Consider the following 15,625-nt stretch of genomic DNA (forward strand, 5'->3'; position numbering starts at 1 on the left):
CCATGACGAGGGAAGGCGCACGAGGATTGCCCCCGGGTTTCGCTTCGGCCCTGGTGGTGGGCCTAGGCATATCCGGGCGGGCGGCGGCCGAGAAGCTGCTGCGGGAGGGCGTGCGGGTCACCGTTAACGACATCTCGCGCGGGGAAGGGGTGCGGGAGGCCGCCCTGGCCCTGCGGGCCATGGGGGCGTCCTGCGAGCTGGGACACCACGACCCCGCGCTGCTCTCGGATGTGGACCTGGTGGTGGTGAGTCCGGGGGTACCGGGAGGGACGGCGCTGCTGCGCGAGGCGAGAGAGCGCGGCATCCCCCTGTGGAGCGAGGTGGAACTGGCCTGGAGGTTCGCGCGCGGCCCGGTGATCGCGGTCACCGGCACCAACGGCAAGACCACCACCACCCGCATGATCGAGTGGATATGCCGGCAGGCGGGGATGAAGGCGCGCGCCGCCGGCAATATCGGTCATCCCTTCGTGAAGGCGGCGGAGGAGGCGGAGGAGGGGGAGCTGTTGGTGGTAGAGGTTTCCAGCTTCCAGCTCGCCCACACCGAGACCTTCCGGCCCCGCGTCTCCGTGCTGCTGAACGTGGCCGAGGACCACTTCGACTGGCACGCGGACATGGAGGAATACGTGGCCGCGAAGAGCCGCATCTGGGCTAACCAGCGGGATGAGGACTTGGTGGTCTGCAACCTGGACGACCCCCGGTGCGTGGACGCCGCGCGCTCCGCGAGGCCGCCGGTGGCCTATTTCTCTCGCCTCCGCGAGTCGGGGGCGGACGTCTTCCTGCGGGAGGGTAAGGTCCTGGCGCGCACGCGGCTGCTGGCGGCGGGGGACGGGGGAACCCTGGAGGTGATGGCCGCCGCCGACCTTCCCCTTCCGGGAGGGCACAACCTCGAGGACGCCATGGCCGCCGCGGCGGCGGCCATGGGGGTGGGAGTGCCTGCGGGGAAGGCGGGCCAGGCCCTGGGTTCCTTCCGGGGGCTGTCCCACCGCCTGGAGCTGGCCGCGGAGGCGGGAGGCGTGCGTTTCTACGACGATTCCAAGGCCACCAACCCCCATGCCGCCCTGCGTGCTCTGGAGGCCTTCAGGGGTCCCCTGGTGGTGGTCATGGGCGGCAGGAACAAAGGCCTTGGTTTCGGGGAGCTGGCGGAGGCGCTGCGCGGGCGGGCGCGGCGAGGCGAGGTGAAGGCGGTCTTCCTCATAGGGGAGGCGGCTCGGGAGATCGCCGCCGCCCTGGAAGCGGCGGACATGCCGGCGCGCGTGGAGGTTATGCGCGACCTGGTGGAGGTTTTCGACCGCCTGCCCTCCTTGCTCCAAGAGGGGGACACGGTACTCTTCTCCCCCGCGTGCGCCTCCTTCGACCAGTATGCGGATTACAGGGAGAGAGGGAGACATTTCCAGGAAATGGCAAGAAAGTACGCGGCGGAGGTGAGCGGACGTGGGTAGTCCCGCCGCCGCCGGGAGGGAGGAAGCGGGGAGGGGAGCTCCCCCGCGCTCCCTGGTGGAGGCGCGGAAGCGCCGAGACGCCGCCAGGTCCGCGAGCTCGCACGGCTCGCCGCCGCGCAGCGGGACGGCGGGCCGTGCCGCGGTAGGCTCCCGGGTCCGTTCGGCGGGCGGCCTCACCGCCACCGGTTACTCCATCCTCGGCGTGGTCCTGGTGATGTTCCTCTTCGGCATGGTGATGATCTTCTCGGCCAGCTCGGGCACGGCCCTGCGCGCGCACGGCTCGAGCTATTATTACCTGTTGCGTCAGGCGGTGTGGTTCGGGGTGGGACTGGCGGCCATGTGCGCCCTGGCCTATATGGATTACCGCCGCCTGGCGGCACTCTCCCCCCTGCTCACCGCGGTCACCCTGGTGGGGCTGGCAGCGGTGCTCCTGATCGGCACCCAGGCCTACGGCTCCAAGCGCTCCATCGTGATCGGGCCCGTGGTGGTGCAGCCCTCGGAGGTGGCCAAACTGGCGCTCCTACTCCTGGCCGCGCACTTCTACTGCCGGCGGGCAGAAAGGCTCGACGACTGGCGCGAGATCGTAAACCCGGTGCTGTTGGCCACCGCCCTGACCTGCGGCCTGATCATCGCCGAGCCGGACCTGGGGAGCATGCTGGTGGTGGCCCTGACGGTGTTCATCGTCCTCTTCCTGGCGGGTGCGCCCTGGCGCCGGCTGGCGGTGCTGGCGGCGATGGGAGGGGGGGCCACCGTGATCTTCATCTTCTCCTCCGCCTACCGCAAGGCGCGTTTCCTCTCCTTCCTCGACCCGTGGAGCGTGGCGCGCGAAGGCGGTTTTCACATCATCCAGTCCATGATCGCCCTGGGTTCGGGCAGGTTGAGCGGGCTGGGGCTGGGGATGAGCAGGCAGAAGTTCTTCTACCTCCCCAACGCCCACACCGACTTCATCTTCTCCATCATCGGCGAGGAGACGGGGTTGATCGGCACCCTGGCGGTGCTGGCCCTCTTCGTTCTCCTCACCTGCCTGGGCCTGAGGGTGGCCAGGAGGGCTCCCGACCGCCTGGGGAGGGTCCTGGCCATGGGGATAACCTGCATGCTGGGCGTGCAGGCGGTGATAAACATGGGCGCCGCCACGGGGATCATGCCCATCACCGGCATCACGCTGCCCTTTTTCAGCTACGGCGGCTCCTCGCTGGTGATTTGCATGTGCCTGGCAGGTATACTCATAAACGTCTCTCGCCAGGAGGTGGCGGAGAGGAGAGGACGGGAGAGAAGGAGCGGAAGTGCGGGTGGCGATCTGCGGAGGAGGAACGGGAGGCCATCTCCATCCCCTGCTCGCCCTGGCCGAAGAGCTCGCATCGCGTGAAGGGGTGGAGTTGGCCCTTTTCCTGAGCAGCAAGTCACCCGTCGGCGACCTGCTGGCGGAAAGGAAGGTGGTGGCCCTGGAGCTGCAAGGGTTCTCGCGATCCCTGGAGACCGGGAACCTGCGTTCCCTGGCCTTGCTGCTTGCCGCTTTCCGCCGCTGCCGCGCGGAGATGAAGAGAGAGCGTCCGGACGTGGCGGTGTCCTTCGGCGGATACGCGGGCGTGCCGGGGTCGCTGGCCGCCCTTAGCCTGGGCGTGCCCCTGGTGATACACGAGCAGAACGCCGTACCCGGCCTGGCCAACCGCATGCTGGCTCCCCTGGCGCGCAAGGTGGCGGTGTCCTTCCGGCGCACCCTGGAGGAAGCCCCGGGCTGGAAGAAAAAGACAGTACTCACCGGAAATCCCCTGCTGTCCCGCGCGCGGCAGGGAGGGGATGTGGACCCCTGGTCCTTCTTCGGTCTCGAGAGGGGGAGGAGGACGGTGGCCGTGGTGGGAGGCAGCCAGGGCGCCGCTTCCCTGAACCGTGCCGTGCTGGAGGCCCTTCCCGCATGGAGGGAAAGGGGCGACCTCCAGGTGGTGCACGCGGTGGGCGTGGAGAAATACCCTGAGTTCGCTTCCCTGGTGGGCGGCGCGGTGGCGGGCCCGCTCATCTACCGGCCCTACCCCTACATCCAACGCATGGACTTGCTGTACGCCGCGGCCGACCTGGTGGTCTGCCGGGCGGGGGCCTCCACCATCGCGGAGCTGGCGGAGGCGGGATGCCCCGCCGTCCTGGTGCCCTACCCTTATGCCACCGCCGGTCACCAGGAGGCCAACGCCGGGGAGCTGGTCTCCCTGGGGGCGGCGGTGATGGTGCCCGACGGCGAGCTGGACGGTTCCAGGCTCCGCGCGGAAGTGGAGGCGCTGCTGGCCGACGCCTCCGGGCTGGCGCGCATGCGGGAGGCGGCGAGGCGGGCGGCGGTGCCCGGGGCGGCGGCGCGCCTCGCGGACCTGGTGGCGGTGGCGGCGGGGAGGAGAGGATGAGCGGCGCCGGGAGAGTCCATTTCATCGGCGTGGGAGGAGCGGGCATGAGCGCCATCGCCGTGGTGCTCCTGGCACGGGGCGTGCAGGTGAGCGGGTCCGACCTCAAGGAGTCGCGCAACACGCGCAGGCTGCGCCAGATGGGGGCCCGCATCCATATCGGGCACCGCCCGGAGAACGTCGAGGACGCCGGGATGGTGGTGGTGTCGTCGGCCATCCCGGAGAGAAACGTGGAGCTGTCCAGGGCGCGCGAGAAGGGGCTCGAGATCATCCCCCGCGCCGCCATGTTGGGAAGGATCATGGAGGAGGGGAAGGGGATCGCGGTGGCCGGGACCCACGGCAAGACCACCACCACCTCCATGCTGGCCATGATCCTGCGCGAGGCGGGACTGGACCCCACCTACGTGGTGGGAGGGGAGCTCAACGACGTGGGCAGCAACGCCCATGCGGGCCAGGGAGAGTACGTGGTGGCGGAGGCGGACGAGAGCGACGGCTCCTTCCTCCTCCTCCGGCCGTGGGCCGCGGTGGTGACCAACCTGGAGGAGGACCATCTCGATTACTTCGCGAGCCGCGAGGCCATCGTGGAACATTTTCGCCGCTTCGTATCCATGCTGCCCGAGGGTGGCCTGCTGGTGCTGAACGGCGACGACCCGGGAGCCGCGGCCGTGCTCGGCCATACCCGGGCGCGGGAGGTGACCTTCGGGACGGGAGCGGACTGCACCTATCGCTGCACGGACATATGCCTCCTCAAGGGCAGGTCGCAGTTCGTGCTCCGTGCGCCGGGAGGCATGCGGCGGGAGATACAACTGCGGGTCCCCGGGCGTCACAACGTCCTCAACGCCACGGCGGCCTTGGCCCTCGCCTTGTCCATGGGGGTGGATGCGGATAAGGCGGCGAGGGCGCTGCGGAGGTTCGGCGGCGTACAGAGGCGCTTCCAGGAGGTGGAGAGCGTGGCGGGGGTCAGGCTGGTGGACGACTATGCCCACCACCCCTCCGAGGTACTGGCGACATTGGAGGCGGCCAGGAACGAGGGAGCGGAGCGCGTGGTGTGCATATTCCAGCCCCACCGTTATACGCGCACGGCGTCGCTGTGGGAGGAGTTCGGGAGGGCTTTGGCGCTCGCGGATGTGGTGATGGTGACGGACGTCTACTCCGCGGGCGAGGAGCCGCTGCCGGGCGTGAACGGAAAGCTCATCGTCAACGCCATACTGGATGCGGATCCCGCGCGCCAGGTGGTGTATCTCCCCCAGCGTTCGACCCTGGGGGAGGGAGCGGCGTCCTTCCTGCGCCCCGGCGACTTGGTGCTCACCATGGGGGCGGGAGACGTATCGCAGTGCGCGGCGGAGATCGCGACCATACTCCGGGAAAAGGGGGAGAAGGCACGTGGCGAGGACCGGTAAGGGAAGCGACGAGGCCTGCGCGGAGGTGGCGGAAAGGCTCAAGGGGAGATTCCAGGGGAGCATGGTCGAGGGAGTGCCGCTCTCGGAGTACACCACCTTTCGTATCGGCGGCCCCGCCGACCTCCTTGCTTTCCCCAAGGGGATGGGCGACCTGGGGAGACTGCTGCAGGCGATAGCGGATGCGCGGTGCCCCTGGATGGCCATGGGGAACGGATCGAACCTTCTATTCTCCGACGCGGGTTTCCGGGGGGTTGTGGTGGTGCTCGGCAGGGGTCTCAACAGGATAAAAAAGAATCATAAACATGAAGTTTATGTTGAGGGTGGTTGCACCATAAACCGCTTCCTTTCCTGGGTGGAGGAGGCTGAACTGGCAGGGCTCGAGGACCTGGCGGGTATACCGGGAACCGTGGGAGGCGCGGCGCGGATGAACGCGGGCGCCATGGGGACCAGCATCGGGGACCGGGTGGCGGAGCTGCACGTGGCGGGGGAAAGGGGCGGAGAGGTTCACTACCGCACCTACCAGCGTCACGAGGCGGGGTTCGGGTACCGTTCAACGGGTATCGAGGAAGGCGAGATCATATATTTAGTTAAACTTGAGCTTTATAAAGATGATAGAAAATATATCCGGGAGCGCAGGGAGAGAGTGCTTGAATGGAGGAGGAGGCACCAGCCGCTGGAATACCCCTCGGCGGGAAGCGTGTTCAAGAACCCGCCCGGTATATCGGCCGGGGAGCTCATCGACCGCTGCGGGCTCAAGGGGGCGCGAGCGGGCATGGCGCAGGTGTCCGAGAAACACGCCAACTTCATCGTGAACCTGGGCGGAGCCAGGGCGAGCGAGGTGGTGTCCCTGATCCGGAGGGTGAAAAAAGAGGTGTACGAACGGGAGGGAATAGAGCTCGAGGAGGAAATAAGGATAGTGGGAGAGGACCTGGAGGCCTGATGGCGATGCGCGTCGCGGTGCTCATGGGAGGGACCTCCGCGGAGCGGGAGGTGTCGTTGCGCTCCGGAGGAGCGGTGGCCTCCGCCCTGCGCGAACTCGGCCACGAGGTCGTGGAGGTGGACGTTGGCCCCGACGTCGCCTTGCGCATGGCGGACCTGCAGGGGCGCATCGATGCCGCTTTCCTGGCGCTGCACGGGCGCATGGGGGAGGACGGGACCATCCAGGGCCTGCTGGAGATACTGGGGATCCCCTACACCGGTTCCGGGGTCATGGCCAGCGCGCTGGCCATGAACAAACACCTGAGCAAGCTGGTCTTCCGCGCCTGCGGCATCCCCGTGGTCGAGGACGTGGTGGTAAGCGCCGCGCGGGTGGGCGCGGAGGGGCTCGAGGAGGTGGCCGGAGAGGTCTCCTCCCTCCTGGGCTTCCCCTGCATGGTCAAGCCCAACTGCGAGGGCTCCACGGTGGGGGCGGGCAGGGTTCGGGGGCGCGAGGAACTGGAGGATGCGATACGGGAGGCGCTGCGCCATGACGACCTGGTGCTGGTGGAGCGCTTCATCACCGGCCGCGAGGTCACCGTGGGCCTGGTGGGGGGCGGCCCCACCGTGTTGCCGGTGCTCGAGGTGGTTGCCAGCAAAGGGTTTTACGATTACGAGTGCAAATATACCCCGGGGATGACGGAATACATCGTCCCCGCGCCCATCTCCGCTTCTCTCGCCGAGAGGCTGCAGGAGCTTGCCCTGGAGGCGCACGCCGCCCTGTGCTGCGAAGGTCTCTCCCGCGTAGATTTCATGCTCGACGCGGAGGAGCGTCCCTACTGTCTGGAAGTAAACACCATCCCCGGAATGACCTCGCTGAGCCTCATACCCAAAGCGGCGGCGGCGGCGGGGATCTCCTTCAACCGCGTGGTGGAGATGGTCCTGGAGACGGCGCGCCTGAAGATCAACCGGGAGGGTGGCTGCCGTGAGAGCGCGTAGCGCCGGACACGGCGGGGCCAGCGTAAGGGCCTCCAGAGCCCGGTCGCGGGTGGCGGCAAAGCGCAAGGCGGAGGCGTCCCGCACGCGGGAGAAAAGGACCGCCGCTAAGGCCCCCCTGGCTTTCCTGGGGATCGTAAAGGGCGAGGAGGGCGAAGAACTAAGGTCTGCCGCGGAGAGGGCCGCCCGGGAAGAAAAAGGGAGGCGGCCACGCCGCGCGGGCCGGGAGCGCCCGGCGGAGATGGCAAGGGTGGACGATGCCCCCCTCCCGGGTCGCCTGACCGGAGCCGGGAGGGGAGGTCCTGCCGCGGAGAGGGCCGCCCGGGAAGAAAAAGGGAGGCGGCCACGCCGCGCGGGCCGGGAGCGCCCGGCGGAGATGGCAAGGGTGGACGATGCCCCCCTCCCGGGTCGCCTGACCGGAGCCGGGAGGGGAGGTCCTGCCGCGGAGAGGGCCGCCCGGGAAGAAAAAGGGAGGCGGCCACGCCGCGCGGGCCGGGAGCGCCCGGCGGAGATGGCGGATGGGACCCCCGGGGTGGGGATGTCCGAAGCCTCCGGGAAAAGGCGCGCCGCGCGGGCCGCCGCGGACGGAGCATCGGCCTCCCGCAGGGTCGGGAAAAAAAGAGCGGAAACGCCCGGTCTCCGCGGTGTGCGTCGCGGGAGCGGGGCGGCGCGCGGCGTGGCGTCGGCGGGCGGAAGCGCGGCGGGCGCCCGTGCGCGCGGTGAGATGGCGGTCGCGGGAGAGGGCGCGGCCGAGATCGGGCCGCGTCCGTGCGGCGGGCGAAAAGGCGGCGGGGCGAGGACGGTCATCCTCTCCGTCCTCCTGGTGGCGGCGTTCGGCTGCCTGCTCTGGGTGTATACCGCCACGGGGGTCCTGAACGTGCGGGAGGTGGAGGTAAGTGGCAACCGGAGACTGGATGGCTCCTACCTACGCGTCCTGAGCGGCATCACCCCCGAGACGCATCTCCTGAAGATGGACGTGAAGGCGGTGGAGAGGGCGCTGCTCACGGAGCCCTACGTCGAGGAAGTCCGGGTGTCAAGGCGCTTCCCCGCCACGGTCCTGCTCACCGTGCGGGAGAGGGAGCCCGCTGGTTTCGTGCGGCAGAACGGCAGGTGCGTGCTGGTTGCCGGGGACGGCACGGTGCTGGAGAGTCTGGAGCAGGCCCCCACCGGGCTGGCGGAGATCAGGGCCTCCGGGCTGCCCCTCCTGGTGCCGGGAGAGAAGGTGGACGCGGAGGATCTCCTGCGCGTGGCCTCCCTGCTGCTGAGCCTCGACCCGGAGCTGGGGGGCATGGTGAGCGCGGCGGGATGCAGCAACGGCGCTCTGTACCTGGAGGCGTGCGGCACCAGGGTGTTCTACGGAGACCTCTCGGAGCTGGAACGGAAGAACTCCATAGCCTGCCTGGCGCTGGGGGAACTGGCGGGACGGTACGGCTCGCTGGAATACATAGACGTGTCTTTTCCCGACCGCCCGGTCGTCAAGCCGGTTTCCATGGATGGGACTCAGCCCGTCGCCACCCCGTGATCGCAGCGCCATTCCGTCTCGGCGATCTTCCGGTGCCGCTTTACCCGTAGGAACAGGCGCGGCGGCGACGCCCTCTGGTGGCAGGATGGAGGCGGCTATGGAGCGGTGGGGGTTGAAGTCGGCGCCTGTATCCTGTATAGATAAAGACTTAACGGTTAGACAATAATGCAAACATCATGTTACCGTTAAGGTATAATATTGCCGCGGGCGGCGCGTGTCGCGCGGTTGATGTGCTCGGAGGGGCCGCCGGCTGAGGAAGTCGGGGAAAAGGGAAGGTGCCCGGAAAGAAGCGGATGCGGGCCCAGTGAGGATGCGGGAATCGGACGGCCACGCGGTAAGGGGAGCGTCGCGGGGGCGAGAGAAGGAAAGGGACGCGGGTGGGCAGCGGCTCCGGGATCGGTATGGACCCGGGGTGCGTGGGGAGCCGGTGCGGCGGGGGAAGGCGGAAAGACACGGGAGGACCGGTTTCCGGCGGGCGAGAAGGGATATAGCGGATAAAGTTGGAGGGATTGGCGCTGCGGCCCGGCCCCGACGGTGACGAGGCGCCTCCGGGGCCGAGATGGAAAAAGTATGTAAAAGAGGAAGGATGGGGAAGGAGATAAACGGGGCCCCGTCGTAGTCTAGAGTTGACGGCGGGAGGGAGAATGGAGAGGAGAGGCGGTACGGCGGGTGAAGAGTATCGACCAAAGGTTTAGACTTTGAGAGCGCGCCTCGAGGGTTTTTCGAGAGGCCGGGGATAAAGGAGGGACCGGAGATGCCGGAGACAGCGACCAACTATCTGGCGGTGATCAAGGTGGTCGGAGTGGGAGGTGGCGGCACCAATGCCATCAACCGCATGATCGACGCCGGGCTCAAGGGCGTGGAGTTCGTGGCCATCAACACCGATGCACAGGCCCTCCTGATGTCCGACGCCGACGTCAAGGTGTACATCGGCGGCAACATCACCCGCGGGCTGGGAGCGGGATCCAACCCGGAGGTGGGGGAGCAGGCCGCGCTGGAGAACAGGGACGCCATCGCGGAGTCCATCAAGGGCGCGGACATGGTCTTCATCACCGCCGGGAAGGGAGGCGGAACCGGCACCGGCGCGTCGCCCATCGTGGCGGAGATCGCCAAGGAGCAGGGAGCGCTGACCATCGGTGTGGTCACGCGGCCGTTCTCCTTCGAGGGGCGCAAGCGCGCGCAGCAGGCCGAGGCGGGGATAGACAAGCTGCGGGAGAAAGTGGACACCCTCATCATCATCCCCAACGACCGTCTGCTGGAAGTCGCCGAGCAGAAGACCTCCATCCTCAACGCCTTCCGCATGGCCGACGACATCCTGCGCCAGGGCGTCCAGGGCATCACCGACCTCATCACCGTGCCGGGGCTCATCAACCTGGACTTCGCGGACGTGCGCACCATCATGTCCAACGCGGGATCGGCGCTCATGGGGATTGGGGTCGGGAGCGGCGAGAACCGCGCCTCGGAAGCGGCGAGGGCCGCCATCTCCAGCCCCCTGCTCGAGGCCTCCATAGAGGGGGCCAAAGGCATCCTGCTCAACATCTCCGGGGGCACGGACCTGGGGCTCTTCGAGGTGAACGAGGCGGCGGAGATCATCGCCAGCGTGGCCGACCCCGACGCCAACATCATCTTCGGAGCGGTGATCGACGACTCCCTGGGAGACGAGCTCAAGGTCACGGTCATCGCCACGGGGTTCGAGTTCGGCACTGCCCCCAGCAAGCCGGGACGCCGTGGCGTGAAGACGGAGGCGCCCCCGGAGAAGACCATGGTCTTCGAGTCGGAGGAGCTGGACATCCCGGTCTTTCTACGCAATAAGTAAAGAAGGGCCGAACCCCGGAACCGGCCGCGGGAGGCCGGGGCGAAGTTCATGAGGCGGCTCTGAGGGCCGCCTTTGTGTTTGAAAGACGGAAAGGCAGAAACGCGGGACATGGAGAGAGCGGAGCTGGAGAGATTCCTGAGCGAGGAGCTCCCGGGGGTTTCCCGCCCGGGCCGTTACCTGGGCATCGAGGTCAATGCCCGGCGCAAGCCCCTGAGGAGCGAGGGGGTCAACTGCGTGCTCGTCTATCCCGACGCCTATGAGATCGGCATGTCCCACCTGGGGCTTTTCATCCTCTACGAGGAGATAAACGAGCGCGAGGACGCCATGGCCGACCGCGCCTACCTTCCGTGGGTGGACATGCAGGAGCGCATGCGGGCGCGCGGCGTGCCCCTCTTCGGACTCGAGAGCCGCGCTCCCCTCCTGGCCTTCGACCTTGTGGGCATAACTCTGCAGCACGAGCTGACCTACGCCGGCGTGGCGCGCGTGCTCGACTTGGCGCACATCCCCCTCCTGGCCGCGGAGCGAGACGATGCCTGTCCCCTGGTGGTCGGGGGAGGGCCCTGCGCCTTCAACCCCGAACCCGTGGCGGGCCTCTTCGACCTCCTGGTGGTGGGGGAGGGGGAGGAGGTCGTCCACGAGTTGCTGGACGCCCTGAAGGAATGGAAGAGGGGTGGGAAAAAAGGGCGCGCCGCTTTCCTCCGCGCCTGCGCGGACCTGGCGGGAGTGTACGTGCCCTCCCTCTACCGGGTGGCCTACCATGCTGACGGCAGGCTGGAGGGTATCGAGGCGGAAGGGGGAGCGCCCCTGCCGGTGCGCAAGCGTACGGTGCGGGACCTGGACGCCTGGCGCTATCCGCGGCGTCCGCCGGTACCCCTGGTGGAGTCGGTACACGACCGCTGCAGCCTGGAAATCTTCCGGGGATGCACCCGTGGCTGCCGTTTCTGCCAGGCGGGGATGGTCTACCGCCCGGTGCGCGAGCGCGGAGAGGAGCTGCTGAAGGACTGGGGGCGGGAGCTGGTGGACAACACCGGCTGCGACGAGCTCACCCTGGCCTCCTTGAACAGCGCCGATTACAGCTGCATCTCCTCCCTCGTAGACGACCTGGCGCGGGAGATGGAGGCCAGACACGTGGCGGTCTCCTTGCCCTCGCTGCGCACCGATACCTTCAGCGTGGAACTCGCGTCCAGGCTGCGCAAGGTCAGGCGGACCGGCATCACCCTCGCCCCGGAGGCGGCCTCCGAGCGCCTGCGCAGGGCGGTGAACAAGGGGGTGTCCGACGAGGACCTCCTGGAAGCAGTTTCCAGCGCGTACCGGGAGGGATGGAGAAGACTGAAGCTCTATTTCATGATCGGGTTTCCCGGCGAGGAGGAGGAGGACGTGGAGGCCATCTGCGCCCTGGTGCGGCGCATCATGCGCGAGGGAAACGCGGGCGCACCCGCCCGGGGACTGCAGGTGTCCGTGAGCGTCTCCACCTTCGTCCCTAAGCCGCATACTCCTCTGCAGTGGGTGGGTCAGATGCCGGCTCCCGCCGTCGCGCGGCGGCACTTCATCCTCAAGGAGGGCATGCGCATGCGCGGCGTGACCCTGCGCTGGCACGCGCGCGAGATGAGCCGGCTGGAGGGGGTGCTGGCGCGTGGTGACCGCAGGCTGCTCCCGGTGGTGCTACATGCCGCGCGCGCCGGGTGCCTGGACGGGTGGAGCGAGTGCTTCTCCTGGGAGCGCTGGGAGCGCGCCCTGCAGGCGGCGGGGCTGGACGCGGCGTGGTACGCGGAGAGGGAGAGGGAGCGGGACGAGGTCCTGCCTTGGGATCACCTCCACGCCGGGGTGACCAAGGAGTTCCTGTGGGCGGAGTACCGGCGTGCGGCGCGGGAAGAGGAGACCCCCGACTGCCGCTTCGCCGCCTGCAGCGGCTGCGGGGCATGCCCGGAGAAGGAAGGCGGTCCCCCTGAGGTGGAGGGAACATGGCGCGCCTGATGGTAAAATACGGCAAGCACGGTGACGCGGCCCTGCTCTCTCACCGCGAGAGCATGCGCGCGTTGGAGAGGGCGCTGAGGCGCTCACGCCTGCCCCTGGAGTTCACCTCCGGGTACAACCCCCGGCCGCGCATGAGCTTTTCGCCCGCCCTGCCCCTGGGGGTGGAGGCGGAGGCGGAATACCTCGAGGTGTCCGTGACTGGTGAGGTTGAGGAGGACGCGGCGGTGGAGGCGCTGAACCGCGCCCTGCCCGCGGGGTTGTCGGTACGGGAGGTGCGCCTCCTCCCTCCGGGCATGCCCAAGCTCTCCCGCTGGGCGCGCTACGGCCTCTACCGCCTGGAGGGAGAGGGCGGCATCCTCTACCTCCTCCTCAAGGTGGCCGGCGAAAGCCAGGCGAGGCTGAAGGACGCTTTGGCGGCGGTGTCGTCGCGCCCGGGGTGGTCCCGGGGGCCGCGGAGGGTGGTAAGGGTGGGGCTGTACGCCTCCCCCGAGGAGGTATGCGAGGATGTGCAAGACGAGGTCTATCATTACCACGCGGAGAGCGGCGAGCTGCGCCCGGTGGAGAGATGAGCGGAAGGGGCGGTGCTTGACGCCGCCGCCGTGGCGGCGGCCTGTGGGGAGCAGGTGAGAGCATGGCGAGAAGAAGAGGAAGCGCGGCTGAAAAGGGAAAGGACGCCCCTCCCGGCAAAGAGATAGTGGTCGCGTCCTACCACGATGAGACCAGGGTGGCGGTGCTGGAGCGCGGCGAGCTGCAGGAGATCTTCGTCGGCCATCACGAGCGGCGCTCCATCGTCGGGGACATCTACAAGGGGAGGGTGCAGAACGTCCTCCCCGGCATGGAGGCGGCGTTCGTGAACATCGGCCACAACCGCAACGCCCTCCTCTACGCGGGGGATATCTTCGTGGAGGAGGAGCGACAAAAGGGGAAGCGCGACATCACCAGGCTGCTGAAGCCGGGACAGGAGGTGGTGGTCCAGGTCACCAAGGACCCCATGGGAAGCAAGGGAGCGCGGCTCACCACCTACCTCTCCATACCCGGGCGCTACCTGGTGCTCCTACCCCAGATGAACAGCGTGGGCATCTCCCATCGCCTGGACGAGGGAGAAAAGGCGCGCCTGCGCAAGCTGGTGGAGGAGGTGAGGCCCAAGGACGTGGGGATAATCGTGCGCACGGCGGCGCGGGAGGCGGAGGCGGCGGAGTTGAGGAAGAGCCTCGCTTACCTGAACAAGGTCTGGCGCCAGGTGCACCGGACGGCGGAGAAGAAGAGGGCCCCTGCCATCCTCTACCAGGAGCCCGAACTGGAGATCAAGGTGATCAGGGACATCATGGACGAGAGCTTCGAGCGCGTGCTGGTGGACTCCCACCGTTCCTTCCGCCGCATCAAGCAGTACCTCAAGATGGTGGCCCCAGCTCTGGCCGAGCGCGTGGTGCGCTACGCCGATGAGACACCGGTCTTCGAGGCCCTGGACATCAACCGCCAGATACGCGACGCCCTGCGCAGGGAGGTGCCCCTTCCCTCGGGGGGTTCCATCGTCATCGACAGAACCGAGGCCCTCACCGCCATAGACGTCAACACCGGCAGATACGTGGGAGACCGCTCGCTGGAGGACACGGTGCTGCGTACCAACATCGAGGCGGCGGCGGAGGTGGTGCGACAGCTCAGGCTGCGCGACATCGGGGGGATCATCATCATCGACTTCATCGACATGAACGAGGCCAAGAACCGCCGCGCGGTCCTCAAGGCTCTCAACCAGGAACTGGAAAAAGACCGCACCAAGACCTATGTGGTGGAACTCACCAAACTGGGCCTGGTGGAGATGACGCGCAAGAACGTCTCCGAGGGGCTGGTGGAGGTGTTCGGCGAGACCTGTCCGGTGTGTCAGGGGCGCGGCGTGGTGTTCCGTGAGCCCTGAGAGGAGCGGCCGATGAAGGGAAAGAGGCACCCGGGAAAGGAGGCAGGGGAGGGGGAGAGGCGGCGCCGCAGGGGGAAGCTGCTCGTCGTCCTGGGCATCTCCCTCATCCTCCTAGGCCTGCTGGCCCTGGCGGGGGTCTACGCGTACATCTACTTCACCGACCGGCGGGCAGCGAGGGCCCAGGAGGAGTTGCGGCGGGAGTGGGAGAGGGAGCCTCCCTCCCCGGAGAGCGGCGAGGTGGGGGTGGGGGACGGCATAGCCCGCATCATCGCGCCCCGCATCGGCCTGGATGCCATTGTGGTGGAGCTGTGGGGGCTGGACGACGCCGAGAACCTCAAGCGGGGACCCGGGCACATCCCCGGCACCGCCTATCCCGGGCAGGCGGGGAACTGCGTCATCTCCGGTCACCGCACCACCTACGGGGCCCCCTTCCGCCATATCGAGCAACTGACGGCGGGGGAGAGGATAACCCTGGTCACCGCCTCGAACCGCTACGTCTACGAGGTCTACGAGCAGCGCGTGGTGCAGCCCTCCGACCTCACGGTGCTGGAACAGGGGGGAGATCCCAAGCTGACCCTCACCGCCTGCCACCCCTGGTATAGCGCGGCGCAACGCATAGTGGTAATCGCCAGGCTGGTGGAGAGCACTCCCAGGGAAGGATAAGAACCAGGGAAAGGGAGGCGGGACCGGAAATCGAGACCGGAAAAATAGAGACCGGAAAGTGGGCAGGCTTTCCGGTCGAGGCCAAAACTCACTCGGCGTAGATTTTGGCATTATCCTTATCGGCGCTTCCGCCCCCATCCTTTAGAGGTTTTTTCTTCCCCCGCAGGGGCCTATATCGACCTCCGGCCGGGATGAGGCGAGGCATCCTTCCCGCGCCCGTCGTCCAACCGGAGTCGCGGCCCCGCCCCCCGCGGTCAGCAGTGCCTTCAACCCGCGCATCCGGCCCGCTTATTGCGGCATGAATTCCGGGAAAACGCGGCTCGGTTCAGGGAACCCGTTGAAGAGGAGGCGCCGTTCAGGAAAAGACGCATCCTGATGCTGCTGGCCGTAGATCCGGCCTTTATATAATTTTGTGTCCGGGCTCAAGGAATCCGGCCGCCCTGACGATAATGGAAACGGACATTGAGAACCGCATATCCCTGTAGGTGATAAAGGCAAACTCTTCCGAAAGGAGAGGGCGCAAAGCCATGGGTCTAAGGCCGCGCAAGCGGTTATGATCGCCAGGTTGCCGCCTCATAAGCGACGCCCTTTCCGTGGAGGAAAG

12 protein-coding genes and 1 riboswitch are annotated in these 15,625 nt (G+C 67.7%); all 12 genes read left to right on the forward strand.

Annotated features, from left to right (window positions below; all coding sequences use genetic code 11):
• Nucleotides 1-2 precede the first annotated feature (2 nt).
• Nucleotides 3-1,439 carry a UDP-N-acetylmuramoyl-L-alanine--D-glutamate ligase gene (gene murD / locus H5T74_03540; GenBank protein MBC7229451.1) on the forward strand — a complete coding sequence of 479 codons (1,437 nt, stop codon included), beginning with the start codon at nucleotides 3-5 and terminating at the stop codon, nucleotides 1,437-1,439.
• Complete coding sequence (gene ftsW / locus H5T74_03545; GenBank protein MBC7229452.1) at nucleotides 1,432-2,805, forward strand: putative lipid II flippase FtsW; 1,374 nt, start codon at nucleotides 1,432-1,434, stop codon at nucleotides 2,803-2,805. The genes murD and ftsW overlap by 8 nt, the downstream gene beginning before the upstream one ends.
• Nucleotides 2,729-3,826 (forward strand): undecaprenyldiphospho-muramoylpentapeptide beta-N-acetylglucosaminyltransferase, encoded by a 1,098-nt coding sequence (gene murG, locus H5T74_03550; protein MBC7229453.1) that lies wholly within the window; start codon nucleotides 2,729-2,731, stop codon nucleotides 3,824-3,826. Before ftsW ends, murG begins: the two co-directional genes overlap by 77 nt.
• Nucleotides 3,823-5,223: a UDP-N-acetylmuramate--L-alanine ligase gene (locus tag H5T74_03555; protein ID MBC7229454.1), complete on the forward strand. Its 1,401-nt coding sequence runs from the start codon at nucleotides 3,823-3,825 to the stop codon at nucleotides 5,221-5,223. Before murG ends, H5T74_03555 begins: the two co-directional genes overlap by 4 nt.
• Entirely contained in the window at nucleotides 5,207-6,163 is a 957-nt protein-coding gene (murB, locus tag H5T74_03560; GenBank protein ID MBC7229455.1) for a UDP-N-acetylmuramate dehydrogenase, read from the forward strand. Before H5T74_03555 ends, murB begins: the two co-directional genes overlap by 17 nt.
• Nucleotides 6,164-6,168: 5 nt before the next feature.
• Entirely contained in the window at nucleotides 6,169-7,137 is a 969-nt protein-coding gene (locus H5T74_03565) for a D-alanine--D-alanine ligase (GenBank protein MBC7229456.1), read from the forward strand.
• A gap of 721 nt (nucleotides 7,138-7,858) precedes the next feature.
• Entirely contained in the window at nucleotides 7,859-8,656 is a 798-nt protein-coding gene (locus H5T74_03570; protein ID MBC7229457.1) for an FtsQ-type POTRA domain-containing protein, read from the forward strand.
• 754 nt (nucleotides 8,657-9,410) lie between these two features.
• Nucleotides 9,411-10,472, forward strand: a complete 1,062-nt coding sequence (gene ftsZ, locus H5T74_03575; protein MBC7229458.1) for a cell division protein FtsZ — start codon at nucleotides 9,411-9,413, stop codon at nucleotides 10,470-10,472.
• Nucleotides 10,473-10,580: 108 nt separating this feature from the next.
• Nucleotides 10,581-12,446 carry a TIGR03960 family B12-binding radical SAM protein gene (locus H5T74_03580; protein ID MBC7229459.1) on the forward strand — a complete coding sequence of 622 codons (1,866 nt, stop codon included), beginning with the start codon at nucleotides 10,581-10,583 and terminating at the stop codon, nucleotides 12,444-12,446.
• A complete protein-coding gene (locus H5T74_03585) occupies nucleotides 12,434-13,015 on the forward strand; it encodes a DUF2344 domain-containing protein (GenBank protein MBC7229460.1) in 582 nt (193 codons plus the stop codon). Before H5T74_03580 ends, H5T74_03585 begins: the two co-directional genes overlap by 13 nt.
• A gap of 62 nt (nucleotides 13,016-13,077) precedes the next feature.
• A complete protein-coding gene (locus H5T74_03590; protein MBC7229461.1) occupies nucleotides 13,078-14,358 on the forward strand; it encodes an Rne/Rng family ribonuclease in 1,281 nt (426 codons plus the stop codon).
• Nucleotides 14,359-14,370: 12 nt separating this feature from the next.
• Nucleotides 14,371-15,021, forward strand: a complete 651-nt coding sequence (locus tag H5T74_03595; GenBank protein MBC7229462.1) for a class E sortase — start codon at nucleotides 14,371-14,373, stop codon at nucleotides 15,019-15,021.
• A gap of 483 nt (nucleotides 15,022-15,504) precedes the next feature.
• A riboswitch (cyclic di-GMP riboswitch) is annotated at nucleotides 15,505-15,594 on the forward strand.
• The last annotated feature ends 31 nt before the right edge of the window (nucleotides 15,595-15,625 follow it).

This window comes from Actinomycetota bacterium (assembly GCA_014360645.1).
Taxonomy (GTDB): domain Bacteria; phylum Actinomycetota; class Geothermincolia; order Geothermincolales; family RBG-13-55-18; genus Solincola_B.